Here is a 16414-nt window from a genome sequence, read left to right on the forward strand (position 1 = left end):
AAAGAAGTCGGGAATCTGAACTACTCTAAAGATACATAAATCAAATAGGAGGCTATATAATTATCCTGATAAAAACCAGGGGTAGCCAGTATCCTAGCACTACTAACGAATACGGAGCAATAATCACATGATGAAGATCAATAATTATAACCTAGCAGCTAGAAATATTAATACTAGATTTTTACGCCAAAACTTGGAAAATAAAGGGAAAAAATGGATTGCAGTCTGTGGTGTAGCAGTTTTCATGCTGGGAGGTTGTACCAGTCTCAAGAAAATCACCTCAGAAATAGAACCTAGTCATGCTCAATCACAAAAAACTACTACACCCACCACAGAAATTGCTCCTCCCGCGATTTTTTCCGCTTCTGGAGATCCTAACTTTGTTGTCAAAGTCGTACAAAAAGTAGGAGGTGCAGTTGTTCGCATTGATTCAACGAGAACCGTTACCACTCAAGCACCAGACGAATTTTCTGATCCCTTTTTTCGCGGCTTTTTTGGCAATAGAATCCCTTCTCAACAAAGAGAAAGAGTAGAAAGAGGTAGCGGTTCGGGATTTATCATCAATTCATCTGGGCAAATTTTAACTAATTCCCACGTTGTCGACGGCGCTGATTTAGTTACAGTTACTCTCAAAGATGGCCGGACTTTTAAAGGTAAGGTATTAGGTGAAGATGCCGTAACAGATGTGGCTGTAATTCAAATTGAAGCTAATAACTTACCCACCCTAGCTTTAGGTAAGTCGGATACTTTGCAACCAGGAGAAGCCGTTATCGCTATTGGTAATCCCTTGGGTTTAAATAATACTGTCACCTCTGGAATTATCAGCGCCACAGATCGTTCTAGTAGTGATATCGGTGCAAGTGATAAGCGTGTTGATTATCTGCAAACAGATGCAGCAATTAATCCTGGGAACTCCGGTGGACCATTACTAAATTACCGTGGTGAAGTCATTGGGATGAATACAGCAATTATTCAAGGCGCTCAAGGTTTAGGATTTGCTATTCCTATTAATACTGCCCAAAAAATTGCTGAGGAAATAATTGCTAAAGGTAGAGTTGATCATCCCTATTTAGGCATACAAATGGTCACACTCACACCTGAAGTTAAGGAAAAAATTATTGCCAGATTTGGCGATAAAATAAATTTATCTGCAAATGAAGGAATCCTCTTAATCAGGATTGTTGCTAATTCACCAGCAGCGGTTTCTGGATTGCGTCCAGGAGATGTTATAAAGAGTATTAATAATCAACCAGTTTTGAAAGTTGATGAAGTCCAAAAATTAGTAGAAAATAGTAAAATTGGTATTCCTCTCCAAGTGCAAGTAGATCGTAATGGTAAAGTTTCTCAATTTTTAGTTAAACCTGCACCTTTACCAATTAACAAGGAATAAAATTCCTTAGAAACTCTCAGAATCAGGATAAGTAGGTGAACACAATAAAACCAATCTGTGTAAAGAAAAGTAAAATCGCCCAAACCCTCTTCACTCTTGCCTTTTGCCTCTGGTTACTGAGCGAAGTCGAAGTATTGCCTCTTGCCTAGTGCCATAACGACAATTTTTAATGCTAACCTACTTATCCAGAATTAAAGGATGAACAGGATGGAAACAGGAATTAAAATCACATGACTCGCTTTATACATGATCAATTTGCAAAACAATATCTAACAGAACTATTAACACCTTATGGAGAAGTAGAAACCAGCAAAGATATTACCGCAGAAGTTAGACAAATTGACCTATTATTTATGGGAGACATTAACCAACGAATTAGAGAAGCCAACGGCAGATTAAAAGCAAATTGTTTTGGGGTAACTATTGAGCAGATTGGGAGTAAATTGTATCTCAGAGCCACATTACCCCCAAAACCTTCATCTAGTAAAAGCAAACCCTATCAACAGAAAATTAGTATTACATCAGCTAATAATGAAGGAGTAAAAATTTCGGAACGTGAGGCTAAAAAATTAAGTATTCGACTTGATGCAAAAACTTTTGATTGGGCTGATTACATCGTTATCCCTGATAACGTGAAAACTATCGGCAGTTTGATATTAGATTTCGAGAAAGATTATTTCAATAGGAGAGAAAGAAATTTTAAAACTGAGACAACTTGGCAAGTAGAATATCAAACTGTTTTTAAAATTTTACCGGTCGGTAAAATTTTAGATGCAGAAATTTGTAGACAAGCAATCTTATCTACAAAACCAGATACTAGAACCCGTCAACGCTTGTGTATGGTGTGTGGACTTTTAGCCAAATTTGCAAAAATCACTTTTGATCCATCGCCATACAAAGGTAATTACAGTCCAAAAAGTAGATCGCCGCGGTTGAGTTTGTCGTTCTTCGTTGTGAACTGTTTTCGTATTGCTGTTGAACTCAGAACTCCCAACGATTAACATCTTTCCTAGTCCAACGATAAATCAAGGATTTGTAAACGAACTCTGGTAAGGCTAACATTCGTTGCCACCGCCAAGGTTCTTGATATAGTCTATATAGCCATTCTAAATTATTGTTTGCTAACCAACGGGGAGCGCGAGTTTTTCTTCCTGACCAAATATCAAAACTACCACCAACACCTACCCAAATCGAGTGAGGACACAAATGACGGTGTTCAGCAATCCATAATTCTTGACGTGGTACTCCCAAACCAACAAATATTACTTGTGGCTGTAGTTGAGTCAGAGTTTGCAATAACTGTTGTTCTTCTGCTGGGGAATGATAACCAGAATGTATGCCAGATATTTTGAGAGTTGGAAGTTGTTTTTGCCATAAATCTGCTGCTTTTTCGGCTATTCCTGGTGCGCCTCCATAGAAAAATATTGAAGCAGATGTTTGTTCTTGACCTATTATTTGTAAAAGGTTTTCTGCTAATTCAATTCCGGGAAACCGTTGCACTTTTTGTCCTAATAAATATTGTAAATAGAGAGCTACTCCTGCGCCGTCGGGAATAACTAATTCAGCATTTTTAATGATTTTTGCTAATGGGAGATTGCGCTCTGCTTGCATAGTCATTTCGGCATTGAGGGTGACTACATGAGTCCCTTGACCTGCTTTTAAGCAATCTAATAACCAGTTTGGATAATTACTCATTATATGCACTGGTAAACCTAATACGGGAAATACTTGAGGGAATTTAAACATAGTTTCTTGAAAATCAGACTTTAGGCGGATGTTTGATAGAAGGTTAGTGTATCAAATTTTTTCCTGAATAAATAACAATAATTTGTCAAGGAAAACAGTTTAGGGATTAAGATCCTCTGGACGATCAATATCTGCTAAAGATTGCAGATAGCCAATTGATAAATTTAACTTTTGAGCAATTTCTACTGTTTTTACGAATACTTGAGCAGTTCCCCAGGAAATATTCATAAATAATTCGGCTATTGGTTGTTGTAATCCAATTAAATAATAACCACCGTCCAGGGCTGGACCCAGGACAAGATTAAAAACCTCTAATTGCTCGAAAGCGGTTATTAAAATTTGCGAGTTTAGATCAGGGCAGTCTGTACCAATGATGATGACTCGTTCTGCTTTTTGATTAAACGCATTGATTAGCGATCGCTCCATTCTTTTACCTAAATCTCCCTCACCTTGAAATTGATATAGTAAATCATTTCCTAACCAATTTACCATTACTTGTAAATCGCCACCCGTAAACCGTATTTCTACAGATGTCTTAGACATTTTTTGTAATTCCCTAACCTGAGAAATAGTATCTTCAGTCATCTGCTTTTGTAAATTAGCAGCACCAACATCACCCAAAGCAGGTATTAACCGGGTTTTTGTTTTCCCTGGTTCTGGGTAGCGGGTAAAAATAATCAGATGTTGTTTTGATGGTTTTAAGGAGATCATTCAAAATATGCTGCTATTAAAGATATCGCAACTATGGGTGCGGTGACTGCGCGAAGAATCCGACGACCCAAGGAAATGGGCTGAAATCCTGATGCTATGGCTATTTCTAGTTCTTGATTTGTCCAACCTCCTTCTGGTCCAATGGCAATAATTATCTCATTTGCAGTTTTATTGATTACCTGCTGTAGATGAGGATAATCCCCACGGGCTTCACAGATATAACGATGAGTGGCAGTAGTTTCTTTTATGGCAGTGTTGAAAGCTACGGGTTGGAGGATGGTGGGAACAACAGCCCGTTCTGACTGTTCAGCGGCTTCTGAAGCTATGCGCTGCCAGCGTTCTAGTTTTTGGGGACTGGGATTTAATAGGGTGCGATCGCTCAAAATAGGTGCAATAGAAGTTACTCCCAACTCCGTACAACACCTGACAATTTCATCAAATCCATTTCCCTTTGGTAATGCCATCATCAAGGTAATAGCCACAGGTAATTCAGTTTTTACCTCCAGCGGTTCTAAAACCTCTCCCTGTTCCCCTTGTAACCGCGCTAACCACCATTTCCCCATACCATCCATGACAATAAATTTATCACCATCTCGCAAGCGCAATACCCGCAGCAAATAATGTTGTTGTTGAGGTGTTAATAAAAGCTGGTTGGCTTGAAGTTGCTGGGGATGAATAGTAATGCGTTGAAGTTGGGACATAGGGGAGGAGTCAGGAGTCACCGAGTCAGGAGTCAGGAGTCACCGAGTCACCGAGTCAGGAGTCACCGAGTCACCGAGTCAGGAGTCACCGAGTCAGGAGTCAGGAGTCACCGAGTCAGGAAGAAGAAGAAGAAGAAGAAGAAGAAGTAAAAGTGGTGTTTGATAGCGCAGAGTTAACTATTTTCGTTATTGTAATAATTGTAATAATGCTTGAAACCGCTGTTCACCCCGAATTTTATCAAAATCCGGGTCAGTTTTCGCTAAGTTTTGATATTTTTTGGGGACAAATTGAATAGCTTTTTTGAGGTTATCAATTGCTAGTTCTAGATTATTTTGTAAGGCATAATTACAAGCTTTGTTATAATATGCTTGATGCAAATTAGGCTGGATAGTAATTGCTTGATTATAAGATGCTAAAGCTTCTTTGTAGCGTTGTAATTTAGTCAGAGCAATGCCTCGGTTAGTCCAAGCCTCATGTTTATTAGAGTGAATAGCGATCGCTTCATCATAAGATCTTACAGCTTCTTCGTAATTTCGTAAAGCCGTTAAAGCATTACCACGATTGTACCAAGCTTCATCTTTATTTGGGCGAATAGCGATCGCCTTATCATAAGATTCTACAGCTTCTGGATACTGTTGCAACGCAATCAAAGCATTGCCGCGATTTACCCAAGTCTCCGCACTATCGGTTTTAATAGCTATCACCTGATTATATACCCCTAAAGCTTCTTGATAACGATGGGTATCTAACAAGCCATTTCCCTGTAGTAATAAATTTTCTGCTTTTTGACTATCTTGTACCTCTGTAATTAGTTGATTGACATTGCTTTCTTGAACAACTTGTTTGGTATTATCTGGTGAAGAATTTGCCAAATCACTACAGCCAATCGCCAAAAAACTGATTAAACTAGAGGCAATTAATTGTCGCCAAATTACCATACTGCACCTACAAAAATCATACAATTATCCTAAAACTGATGGGAAGTTAAAAGTCGTATCAAAATCAACTAATTGTGCTTAATTGTTGTTTGATTATGTAAACTCAAGATGAAGATTTGGATAAGGTTTTCATCAGAAGTTATGAATACAATACCATACTCGTAGTCAATAAATCAATTATTGGTAAGTACAAACTTAGCTGAACTAGATCAATCTGGGTTATTGACCCTAAAAAAGAATCATCCCACACAAAAATTTTAAACGATCTGTGATAAAATTGCCTGCTTGTTGCTTAATGGAGACACAGAATCATAATCATTGGTATTTATCTGCGTTTATCTGCGTTTATCTGCGGTCAAATATTCTAAAAATCTGATTTTATCCAGCTTCATCTTAATTTGGTATTAGAAGTATATAATACTGTAAATGTAAGTATTTTTACGGCGTGGAAATTTATAGTGAGACGATGGTAGGAAAATAAAAATTATGACAATTGAACCTGACTCATCTAACTCAGAAATAAATCAAGAAGATGAATTAGAAACTGGTGGTAGTGATCACTTATTACTAACAGAAGGATTAGAAAAAAAACAAATATCTGGACAATCTGCCTTCAAGACAAATATGATCAAAGGAACTGCGGTTCTGGTTGAGAGCAACTCCAGCCTGCAAACTGCTATCACCCCCAGAATTTTATTATTCACTAGTTTGGCGATCGCCACAACTATCATTAGTATTGTCATTAATAACTCATTTCTGGGCATTTTGGGAACTTTGGCAACCTTAGCGTTATCACTGTTCATCCTCTTTCCGTGGTTGCGAAATGTGATCCAAGAGTGGTTTTCACCTCAAGATAGAAATGTATTTGTGGGTTTAATAGGAGTAATAGTCGGAATAATTGGCTTATTCAGATTTACTAATTTAGGTAGTGGCTTACTGCGTTGGGGAAGAAGAGTTAACTGGGATGCCTCTGGTACTTTAGCAGAATGGTTTGGAGCATTGGGACAAATTGCCATTGCCATTATCGCCGTTTATGTAGCATGGCGACAATATGTAATTTCCAAAGACTTAACTATCCAACAAAACCTACTGACTGTACAGCAAAATATCATTACCCAACAACAAACCATAGACTCCTACTTTCAAGGAGTTTCCGACTTAGTATTAGATGAAGAAGGATTATTAGAAGACTGGCCGCAAGAAAGAGCGATCGCCGAAGGACGCACCGCTGCTATATTTAGTAGTGTAGATGGCAGTGGTAAAGCCAAAATTCTGCGGTTTCTTTCCCGTTCCAAATTACTCTCTCCTCTCCAGCGCGATCGCCGACTAGGAAGAGCTATTCTAGATGGTAGTGGTGGTTATGCCGAAGATCGTTTAGAAGGAGTGCGCGTCATTGACTTAGGTGTCATGTTAGCAGGTGCAGATTTAGCCGACAATGATTTGCGCTGGACAGATTTAAGTGAAGCCAACCTCATTCGTGCTAATCTCAGCAATTGCGATTTAGTCAAAGCCAACCTTTCCCGCACAATCTTATATGATGCCAATTTGACCAACGCTGACTTAAACGGAGTGCGCCTATTTTATGGTTTACCTGAACAGGCATCCCCCCGCAGTCGCACCGAACCACCCAACTACGAAACAGGAGAACACACCGGCGCAGTTGTGGAAAATGCCGACTTCACCAATGCTCAAAGAATGTCCGAATCTACCCGTTACTATTGCTGTACCTGGTGTGGAGAAAAAACCAGACGGACAATTCCCGGTGGTTGTGAAGGAATTCCCAATAAATTAGGAAGATAAGAGTTAGGAAAATGACCATTCTTTAAGTTTCTAAATCTTTAAAGAAATAATTATACTAAGACGCTTCTCTTTGACCTATCTAACAGGAAATTGACAATTCTTAATATTCAAAAATATTGGAACTAAATCTACAAACCACAAGTCAACAGCCATACCCATCAATGGGTAAAAAAAACTCTTTTAAAAAAACAGACTAAACCTTAACTAATAAGTTTGAGGATAATTTAATTTGATGAAAAATTCCAAATTTCTGCAAATATCTAGTGCGGCTTTATTGAGTTTGGGAATCTTCCAAAACATAGCTTTTGCTCAACCAATTCAACGCCAAATAAGAATTCCCACTTCTCCAACTGTAGAGAGAAATTTATCTCAAATAAAAATCAATCCCCTTTATCTTGAACGAGAACAAAAAGCTCCCTTAATCATTAAAAATCAAATACTGGAATTACGCCGTGATATCCAGTCAAAAAATCTAACTTTTGAGGTAGGTTACACCACAGCCTTAGATTATAAACTGGAGCAACTAGCCGCCACCAAAGCACCTAATGATTTACCAACACAGGCTAATATCCAAAATGCCGTTGCTGCACAAATCTTAAATATTGATTTAGCCGAACGCGAAAAATTTGAACGCATTAATCCAGGAGTAATCCCTGAATTACAATTAATTAAAGCTCGTGGCTGCTTTGCTTCCGCAAAATCCTTTGATTGGCGGACTTTCAATAAAGTTACCCCAGTTCGGAACCAAGGAGGTTGCGGCAGTTGTTGGGCATTTGCTACCTTGGGAGCTTACGAAGGTAGTAATCTAATTCGTAATAACACTGCTGCTGATGCTTCAGAACAGCAAATTATCAACTGGGGTGGTTCAGGTAGTTGTGGTGGTGGTTGGTGGTCTAAAGCATTTGATTTCCTCATTAGCAAAGGCACAGCTACCGAAGCTACTGTACCCTATACAGCAACCAATAATCCCTACGACCCCAGCATAGCCACTCCCTACCGTTCCATAGCCTGGGGATATGTTAAACCTGATGGTGGAATTCCCACAGTTGCAGAAATGAAACTGGCCATGTGTAAATATGGACCCTTAACAGTTGCTGTCCGAGTTACTCCTGCTTTCCAAGGTTATGTTAGCGGCGTATTTAACGAACAAGCACAAGGTCCTATCAATCATGGTGTCACCCTCATTGGTTGGGATGATCAAAAACAAGCCTGGTTAATCAAAAATTCTTGGGGTACAGGTTGGGGTGACAATGGTTATATGTGGATTGGTTATAACAGTAATAGCATCGGTTATGGCGCAGCTTGGACTCAAGCTAGAAGCAACTTCTATAAATTGTCTCCTGACTTGTTGAAAAAAATCAACATCTTCCAAATCAATCCAGAATTAATTAAAGTTAATTCCAAAAACATCTCTCGATAATTTTTTGATTTTAGGTTGGGTAAAGCGCAAGTTTTATCTAACCTAAATTGATTTTTTTGAATTCACTCGACAAGGTAGATTAAAATTATGACTTTTACCAAGCGAGTCTTTTTGATTATTTCTCTGCTAACTACCTTGACCATTATTTTTCAAGTTAGTAATGCTGCTACTCCTCCCATGTCTAACTCAGAAATCACTGTCAACGATACTAACAATAACAGTCAGATTATTATTCAAAAAGGTAATATTATGATTGTTGAATTGTTAACCAACCCAGGAATAGGCTATAGTTGGCAAATTATTCAAAATGATCCTGATAAACTCAAATCTTTGGGAGATTCAGTATTAAAACCAATAGAAGCAGAAGCCCCAGGAGCATCTGAAAATCAAGTTTTCCGGTTTTTAGCCCAAAATTTGGGTTCAACCATGCTAGAACTTCACTATTTACGTCCCTGGGAAAGAAATCTTCCACCGTTAAAAACTTATAAAATTAACGTCCAAATTCGTTGACAATAAAAAGCATTTTCTCCTTCTTCCTTCTTTCTTCTTTCTTCTTTCTTCTTTCTTCTTTCTTCTTTCTTCTTTCTTCTTTCTGACTCCTGACTCCTGACTATAAATTTTCTGGCAAAGTCAGAATTTCTACACCATCTTCGGTGACAGCTATGGTATGCTCGAATTGAGCAGAAAGTAAGCGATCGCTTGTTACCGCAGTCCAACCATCATTCAGCATTTCGGCTTCGTGAGTGCCTTCATTAATCATTGGTTCAATAGTAAACACCATCCCGGCTCTAAGTTTCTTGCCTCTACCTCTGATGCCATAATGGGGAACATCCGGTGCAGTATGGAAAATATTACTGATTCCATGTCCCACAAAATCCCGCACCACAGAAAAGCCGAAAGACTCCGCATACTCTTGAATTGCTGCCCCAATATCCCCAATTTTTGCCCCTGGTTTTACTTCTGCAATCCCCAACCGCAAACACTCTTGGGTTACCTCTACTAACTTTTGGGCTGTGGGGGAAGGATTACCCACTAGAAATGTTTTTGATGTATCACCATGATAACCTTCAACAATAGGCGTAACATCTATATTAATAATGTCCCCATCCTTGAGAATTTGTTTAGCATTGGGAATACCATGACAAATCACCTCATTCACACTGGTACAAATAGATTTAGGATAACCTTTATAACCTAAAGGAGCGCTTTTTGCTCCATGCTTTTGAGTCCATCTTTCCGCTTCATCATTCAATTGTAGAGTGCTAACTCCCGGTTTAACCAAAGGTTCTAAATGTTGTAATAACTTGGCGGCCAAGCTGCCAGCACGGCGCATTTTTTCGATTTCTCGTTGGGATAAAATGACTATGGTTTCGATTTTCATCAATTTTCTATCTACTCTTTTAAAAATATAGTTAATCCAGTTGTTGCCGCTCTGTGTGCAGCATCTGCTACCTTGAGAGCATATAAGCTTTGTTCTGGGGTGATATATAAGGGACTACCATCAAATAGATGGTCTAATACCATAGTTGTATCTTTGGCAAATAAACCCCGTCGCGTTCCCACTTCAATCAACTTTGTTCCTGCTGCTAAGACTAACATTCCGGTATCACCATCGAGAATTATTTCCCCTTTTTCACCTTGAACTTCTAATTTGCGTTCTGATTGCCACAAAGTTTCCCCCTTACCATAAATTACCTGTGCCAATAATCCACTGTCAAAGCATAATTGGGCTGAACATAAACAGGTTTGGTAATAATCAGACTCAGTTTGCCAATATCGTTGGTGACAATTGACAGTGAAGACTTCACCGAACAAATCAATCAGACGATGTAACCGAGATAATGCCCCAATTAGGGGAAAGCCAAACATCCCATGATTATAAGTCCACTTACGCGGGGCTGGATGCTGGGGATTCAGGGTACTATAGCGAACATAAAACAAATCACCAATTTGGTCTAGGTATTGTTTTAAAGTTTGATGCCAACCACCCAATAATTCAATGTGTTCGACGTGCAGAAGCTTGTTGACTGTTTTTGCTAAAGCAATCAGTTCTTCAGCTTCTTTGACATCTACAGACAAAGGATATTCAACAATGACGTGTTTACCGCTAGATAGGGCAGCATGAGCAATTTTACCATGATCTTGATTAATGGTGCAGATCACCACCATATCTAAATCGTCTCGTTCTACTAGCTGTTGCCAAGAATTCATGGCTTCAGTTGCGTATTCCTGGGCTAAAACCGCTGTTCTTTCAGGATTGCCAGTTATGGCTATTAAATCAGTTCGAGGATCTTGTAATAACGCCTCAGCCCTGAGTTTGGCCGCATAGCCTGTTCCCACTAAACCGACTCTGAGATTGTGTGTACATAAAGGTAGTTCGTTATTGTCCATGAATTTATCACCAATTTTCAATGTTTCGGTTTAATGCCGTTGGTATTTTATCAACAAGCCACCATCAGGAAATATCTAATACCACTAGGGTATTTTTCATCAATGTAAAATATTATGGCTCTTTGGTAATTTTGGAAACATTACCATAAATATAATACAGCTTAAAAATCGTGTAAAAATCAGGATAAACAATTAATTAAACGATTTTAAATTTTCAGAGCTATTTTTTTATGTTTTTTGAGCATTTTTCTTTGAATTTGTCATAAATTCGCGTTTGTAAATAATTAGGTTCTGTTATAGGTTTTACACAGGGGAAACGCATCTAATTTTTTTTGACAAAATGTAACTTCTATGAATAGATAAAAAGGGCAGTATTACCATGTTAATATCAAGCCAATAAATGAGTATGAAGAAAATTTGATGGTAAATTCGTTTCTATAAGAATCAATAAAATGAGTTGAAGTGGTATTCTCAATAAAACTAAAGAGACAAAATTCACAAAATGAAGCTACCACCAAAAATCACAATAGTAGATCACTTTAAAGATTTAGAAGATAAAAGAGTTGAGAGAACAAAAAGGCATAAATTAATAGATATAGTAACCATTGCGATTTGTGCAGTGATCTGTGGAGTAGATAGTTGGGTATTGATGGAGGCTTATGGAAAAAAGAAAGAAAAATGGCTAAAACAATTTTTAGAACTTCCAAACGGGATTCCATCTCATGATACATTCGCCAGAGTATTTGCGAGAATAGATCCGCAACAATTTCAGAATTGTTTTTTGAGTTGGATAAAATCTATCAATAAAATTACAGAAGGAGAAGTCATAGCAATAGATGGGAAAACATTAAGGCATTCATATGATAAAGGAAAGGATAAAGGTGCGATTCACATGGTAAGTGCATGGGCAACTAGTAATAAATTAGTATTAGGACAATGTAAAGTAGAAGAAAAGTCAAATGAAATAACAGCCATACCGGAATTAATTAAAGTATTAGATATAGCCGGATGTTTAGTAACGATTGATGCGATGGGGTGTCAAAAAGAGATAGTAAAATCAATTGCAGAAAAATCAGGCGAATATATTATCGCACTCAAAAAGAATCAAGGTAATTTATATAAGAATGTAGAAGAAATCTTCAAAGAAGCTATATTTAAAGGGTTTGAGGGATTCAAATATAGTGAATTTCATACAAAAGAAGACAAACATGGAAGAGAAGAGATTCGTCATTATCTCATGTTATCAGACATAGAAGAAAGAATAGATACTGATAAGAAATGGGTAAATCTTCAAAGTGTAGGAATGGTAGAATATATACGAAAAGTTAATGGAAAAACGAAGGTTGAGACAGGCTATTATATAAGTAGTTTGACAAATAATGCGAAATTACTAGGAGAATCAGTCCGCACTCATTGGGGTATAGAGAATTCATTACACTGGGTTTTAGATGTAGCTTTTAGAGAAGATGATTGTCGGATAAGAAAGGATAATGCACCACAAAACTTTGCAGTTATTCGTCATATAGCAGTTAATCTTTTAGGAAAAGAAAAAAGCCAAAAACTAGGAACTAAAAGTAAGCAGTTTTGTGCAGGATGGGATGATGAATATTTAGAGAAGATTTTAGAATGTATCTGATAAAAATCAGAAAATATAGACAAATATAAATATAACCAATTTATTTTTCTGTTGATTCTACAATAGAATCTATATTTTTGATGCCAAAAAATATAGATATTAATATATAGAACTGAACAAAATAAATCCATCATTAAAAATAAATAATTACTCTAAATTTATGAAATTTTTATAATTTTAATAAAGGAATTTATCAGATTTTGAATGAAGTTAGATATTTTCCCATATTGATGCACTAATATAGTATTCTGTCAAGATAATTTAGATGCGTTTCCCCTGACAACCCTACCGACAATTTTGATCTCTCCCATTGCTGGTGTGATTGTCGATCGCTTTCCTCGGCGCTGGATCATGATTATTAGTGATTTTTGTGCAGGGTTATGTACCTTACTAATTGCTTGGTTATTTATCAGTAATCACTTAGAAGTTTGGAGTCTGTGTGTAGTCAGTGCGATTAGTTCCAGTTTCAGTGCTTTTCAGGGACTAGCCTATTCCTCGGCGACTACATTACTTGTACCAAAAGAGCAACTTGGTCGTGCTAGTTCGATGACACAGATCAGATTAGCGATCGCTGAAATTCTCTCCCCCGCATTAGCAGCAGCTTTATTAGCAACTGTACAATTGTCAGGAATTGTCATCATTGATTTATCTACATTAGCCTTGGCCTTGATCTGTTTGCTGGTAGTTAAATTTCCTGAACTCCCCTCCACACAAAATCCCGATGCCGAAACTAACTCATTTTGGCAACAAATCACCTTTGGCTGGAAATATTTAGTGGCACGTCCAGGACTACTCGGATTAGTCATGTTTATTGCCATTAGCAACTTTCTCATTGGTAGTGCGGAAGCTTTAACTACACCCTTAGTGCTTTCCTTTGCTTCCACTCAATCTCTGGGGACTATCTATTCTATTTCTAGTTTTGGACTATTACTAGGCAGTGCCGTGATCAGCATTTGGGGCGGACTAGAACGCCAGATCAATACCATATTTGTGTCTATGGCATTTTTGGGCATCTCCTATGTATTAGCTGGATTGACTGCTTCAACAGTTATATTTACGATCGCCAATTTCTTGATATTTCTGACAATTCCCATCATTAATGGGTCAATTCAAGTCATCTATCAGAAAAAAGTAGCACCAGAAGTACAGGGAAGGGTCTTTGCTTTTCGCAGTGCTGCTGTACAGGGGTTTTTACCACTTGCCTACCTAACCTGTGGAGCATTAGCTGATCAATTTTTTGAACCAATCATGGCAAAAGATGGAGCTTTAGCCCATAGCATTGGCCAGATTATTGGGGTTGGTCATGGTCGCGGCATGGGTTTAATGTTTATCATCATGGGTCTGTTTTCTCTAGTCGCAACATTAATTGCCTACTTGTATCCGCGTCTCCGCTGCGTAGAACATGAACTACCTGATGCAATTCCTGACCAACTAGAGGTTTCATAAAGCCGTCATCAAAAAATGTCCCCAAGATGCACTTTGACATCTATCCCAGCGGGTATTTCATATAACAAAAACTTATTGGTAATAAGTAACTAAATTTCATTACTAATCGGGGTCAATTTTCTGTTATAACTTTTAACTTTTCCCTTAGTATCAGAATTGAAGCAAATTTAAACCAGCGGCTAATCCCATCAGAATAGCTGTAAGGTCTGCTTAAAAATCACTTATACTGCCGATTTCACAACAGAGGATAATTAAATGGCTACTTACAAAGTTACTCTCATCACTCCAGACGGTACTAAGACTATAGACTGCGATGACGACACTTATATTTTGGATGCAGCAGAAGAAGCTGAATTTGACTTACCCTTCTCTTGTCGGGCTGGTGCTTGCTCAACTTGTGCAGGTAAAATCATTTCTGGTACTGTTGACCAATCTGATCAATCCTTCTTAGATGATGATCAAATCGAAGCTCAATATGTATTGACTTGTGTTGCTTATCCTACTTCTGATGTCACCATCGAAACCCACAGAGAAGAAGACCTTTACTAAACTTTAGTCACAAGAATTTAGTCCAAACAAGGGATTGGGGATTGGCGACTGAGTAGGAGTTTTACCAATTCCCCAATTACTTGCTTACTTTAATTTTAGTCCCCGGATAATAGAACTCCAGAATCTTGGCACTAGACCAACCTAATTTGGCTAAATTCTGAGCGCCTGTTTGGCTTAAACCCACTCCATGTCCTAAACCACCACCAATAAAAGCATATCCCCACAGATTGGTTTGACCTTTATTCAATGGTTGAATGTAAAAAAGCGTGCTAATAGGGGCTGCAAAGGCACTGCGAACCTCGTCTTTTTGTAAGGTGAAAACCCCAATATCAGTTTTCACAGCCAGTTTTAAAATCCGGCCGCTGGAACTGCGTTCAACCACAGACATGGCTTGAATTTTTTTGAACTTGCTATAGGGGCTTTTTTTGGAATGTAAGAATTTCTGCAAGTCTTGGGTAATTCTATTGATGTCCGTTTCTCTGTGCCAACGGAATACATCCCATTTACTCTCATTAAATCCCGCTTTAAGATTGATAAATTTCTCGAAGTTCTGATCATTTGCTAAATTCTGACTCGACAAGTTCCAAAGATTTTGATTAGCAGCATCTATGACAGGTTTTAAATAGGGACGATCTTCTCCATTCCAGATATCACTAAAGTTAGCGGTAACACCACCTGTAGTGGAAGAATATAAAGCATCAACTATTTCGTTATTATAAGTGAGTACCTGACCTCTGGTCGAGGCGATCGCCTGATCTGTATTTTTGGCAACTCCGCTGATTCCTTGATAAACTTGACAGTGAGTGTCAGCACATAACTGATAATTATCTACCGCAAATCTGCGGAGGTTTCGCAAGGCATAGGTGCGAGCAATAATTGCTTGTGCTTCTAGGGCTGCCATTGGCGCATTTATCCCAATTTCATGGGGTAAAACTCCCCGCACATAAGTTTCTAATGGGACTGTATTTACTAAAGTATAATGCCCATAGGCGTTGGGCTGCAAGGTCATTTTTCCCGGATAAACACGCTTTGGTTGGGGCTGTTCATCTGTATTCACCTTAATTGAGTCTTTACCAGCAGTTATTTCTAGATAATTAGGACTATAATTTTTACCATTTACTACCCAAGTAATTTTTGGTACTTTTGATAAAATGTTGGTTGCCAAGTAAGCATTTTTATCACCGGATGTTTCTATACTTTTTAATAGTAACCGACGAATTAAGGGAGTGCTGTAAACGTCCCGTTTTGCCCATACTTGCCAACGTTCTGGTTGGGATATTTCCACTTCTATCCCCAGGGAACGCCAGTGGTTAGCGTTATCTTCCGCTGTTTCAAAAGTGCGAAAGTCACCCAGCACTAAGACTTCCTGAACCACTGTTTGGGTTAAGGGCTGCATGACTGTTGTTAACTGGATGGGTTTGTCGGTGACTAGGGTTTGTTGCTGAGTACCCACTGTAAATTTTAATGTTAAGCGATCGCCTTTTGTGGGTGCTAATTCTAATTTGTCTGTGGGTTTAGCCCCAAATCGTTGGACAATACCAATTTGCAATTTTACATCCTGGTTGTTGCTTACGGGTTCTGATGCGGCAGCCAATCCCAATAGGCACAAGGTTGTTATTAATCTGTAGGAAGAAGGCCAAATAAATATTTTCATGAAAACTAATTCTAATTGCCCTTATGCTGTC

Annotated in this window: 16 protein-coding genes; 9 read left to right on the forward strand and 7 right to left on the reverse strand. The window is 38.2% G+C overall.

Translation table 11 applies throughout. The features are described 5' to 3' along the window. Positions 1-127 precede the first annotated feature (127 nt). Together HGD76_RS20065 and HGD76_RS20070 are read left to right on the forward strand one after the other, a co-directional pair. Complete coding sequence (locus tag HGD76_RS20065; protein WP_407644793.1) at positions 128-1390, forward strand: HhoA/HhoB/HtrA family serine endopeptidase; 1263 nt, start codon at positions 128-130, stop codon at positions 1388-1390. 230 nt (positions 1391-1620) lie between these two features. Beyond that, positions 1621-2391, forward strand: coding sequence for a hypothetical protein (locus HGD76_RS20070; RefSeq protein WP_168694556.1), 771 nt, complete (start codon positions 1621-1623; stop codon positions 2389-2391). Here the strand turns inward: HGD76_RS20070 and HGD76_RS20075 are convergent. The 4 genes from HGD76_RS20075 to HGD76_RS20090 form a co-directional block, all read right to left on the reverse strand. After that, complete coding sequence (locus HGD76_RS20075) at positions 2372-3136, reverse strand: WecB/TagA/CpsF family glycosyltransferase (RefSeq protein WP_168696819.1); 765 nt, start codon at positions 3134-3136, stop codon at positions 2372-2374. The two genes, HGD76_RS20070 and HGD76_RS20075, sit on opposite strands and share 20 nt — an antisense overlap. A gap of 99 nt (positions 3137-3235) precedes the next feature. Then, complete coding sequence (locus HGD76_RS20080) at positions 3236-3847, reverse strand: TIGR04282 family arsenosugar biosynthesis glycosyltransferase (protein WP_168696820.1); 612 nt, start codon at positions 3845-3847, stop codon at positions 3236-3238. Continuing rightward, positions 3844-4548, reverse strand: a complete 705-nt coding sequence (locus tag HGD76_RS20085; protein WP_148766500.1) for a 16S rRNA (uracil(1498)-N(3))-methyltransferase — start codon at positions 4546-4548, stop codon at positions 3844-3846. Before HGD76_RS20085 ends, HGD76_RS20080 begins: the two co-directional genes overlap by 4 nt. Before the next feature lie 186 nt (positions 4549-4734). Further along, positions 4735-5487, reverse strand: coding sequence for a tetratricopeptide repeat protein (locus tag HGD76_RS20090; RefSeq protein WP_168696821.1), 753 nt, complete (start codon positions 5485-5487; stop codon positions 4735-4737). Positions 5488-5973: 486 nt separating this feature from the next. Between HGD76_RS20090 and HGD76_RS20095 the strand changes: the two genes are divergently transcribed. From HGD76_RS20095 to HGD76_RS20105, 3 genes are all read left to right on the forward strand, one after another. After that, positions 5974-7287 carry a pentapeptide repeat-containing protein gene (locus tag HGD76_RS20095; protein WP_168696822.1) on the forward strand — a complete coding sequence of 438 codons (1314 nt, stop codon included), beginning with the start codon at positions 5974-5976 and terminating at the stop codon, positions 7285-7287. Positions 7288-7519: 232 nt separating this feature from the next. Further along, positions 7520-8707, forward strand: a complete 1188-nt coding sequence (locus HGD76_RS20100) for a C1 family peptidase (RefSeq protein ID WP_168697514.1) — start codon at positions 7520-7522, stop codon at positions 8705-8707. A gap of 87 nt (positions 8708-8794) precedes the next feature. Then, positions 8795-9217: a protease inhibitor I42 family protein gene (locus tag HGD76_RS20105; protein ID WP_148766492.1), complete on the forward strand. Its 423-nt coding sequence runs from the start codon at positions 8795-8797 to the stop codon at positions 9215-9217. 100 nt (positions 9218-9317) lie between these two features. On the opposite strand, the gene map is transcribed toward HGD76_RS20105, so the two are convergent. Further along, entirely contained in the window at positions 9318-10088 is a 771-nt protein-coding gene (gene map, locus HGD76_RS20110; protein WP_015079452.1) for a type I methionyl aminopeptidase, read from the reverse strand. An 11-nt stretch (positions 10089-10099) separates the two neighbouring features. Further along, on the reverse strand, positions 10100-11098 hold the full coding sequence (locus HGD76_RS20115; protein WP_148766490.1) for a Gfo/Idh/MocA family protein: 999 nt from the start codon (positions 11096-11098) through the stop codon (positions 10100-10102). Between the two features lie 20 nt (positions 11099-11118). Here HGD76_RS20115 and HGD76_RS25985 point away from each other — a divergent pair, with 20 nt between their 5' ends. From HGD76_RS25985 to HGD76_RS20130, 4 genes are all read left to right on the forward strand, one after another. Beyond that, a complete protein-coding gene (locus HGD76_RS25985) occupies positions 11119-11247 on the forward strand; it encodes a hypothetical protein (RefSeq protein WP_256370328.1) in 129 nt (42 codons plus the stop codon). Between the two features lie 353 nt (positions 11248-11600). Then, positions 11601-12734 (forward strand): ISAs1-like element ISAsp2 family transposase, encoded by a 1134-nt coding sequence (locus HGD76_RS20120; protein ID WP_168696823.1) that lies wholly within the window; start codon positions 11601-11603, stop codon positions 12732-12734. A gap of 276 nt (positions 12735-13010) precedes the next feature. After that, positions 13011-14180 (forward strand): MFS transporter, encoded by a 1170-nt coding sequence (locus tag HGD76_RS20125; RefSeq protein WP_267904380.1) that lies wholly within the window; start codon positions 13011-13013, stop codon positions 14178-14180. A 255-nt stretch (positions 14181-14435) separates the two neighbouring features. Next, on the forward strand, positions 14436-14729 hold the full coding sequence (locus tag HGD76_RS20130) for a ferredoxin (RefSeq protein WP_015079457.1): 294 nt from the start codon (positions 14436-14438) through the stop codon (positions 14727-14729). A 76-nt stretch (positions 14730-14805) separates the two neighbouring features. Here the strand turns inward: HGD76_RS20130 and HGD76_RS20135 are convergent, their stop codons facing one another. Further along, positions 14806-16383: a SpoIID/LytB domain-containing protein gene (locus HGD76_RS20135; RefSeq protein ID WP_168696824.1), complete on the reverse strand. Its 1578-nt coding sequence runs from the start codon at positions 16381-16383 to the stop codon at positions 14806-14808. Positions 16384-16414 lie beyond the last annotated feature (31 nt).

The organism is Dolichospermum flos-aquae CCAP 1403/13F (genome assembly GCF_012516395.1).
GTDB classification, from domain to species: domain Bacteria; phylum Cyanobacteriota; class Cyanobacteriia; order Cyanobacteriales; family Nostocaceae; genus Dolichospermum; species Dolichospermum lemmermannii.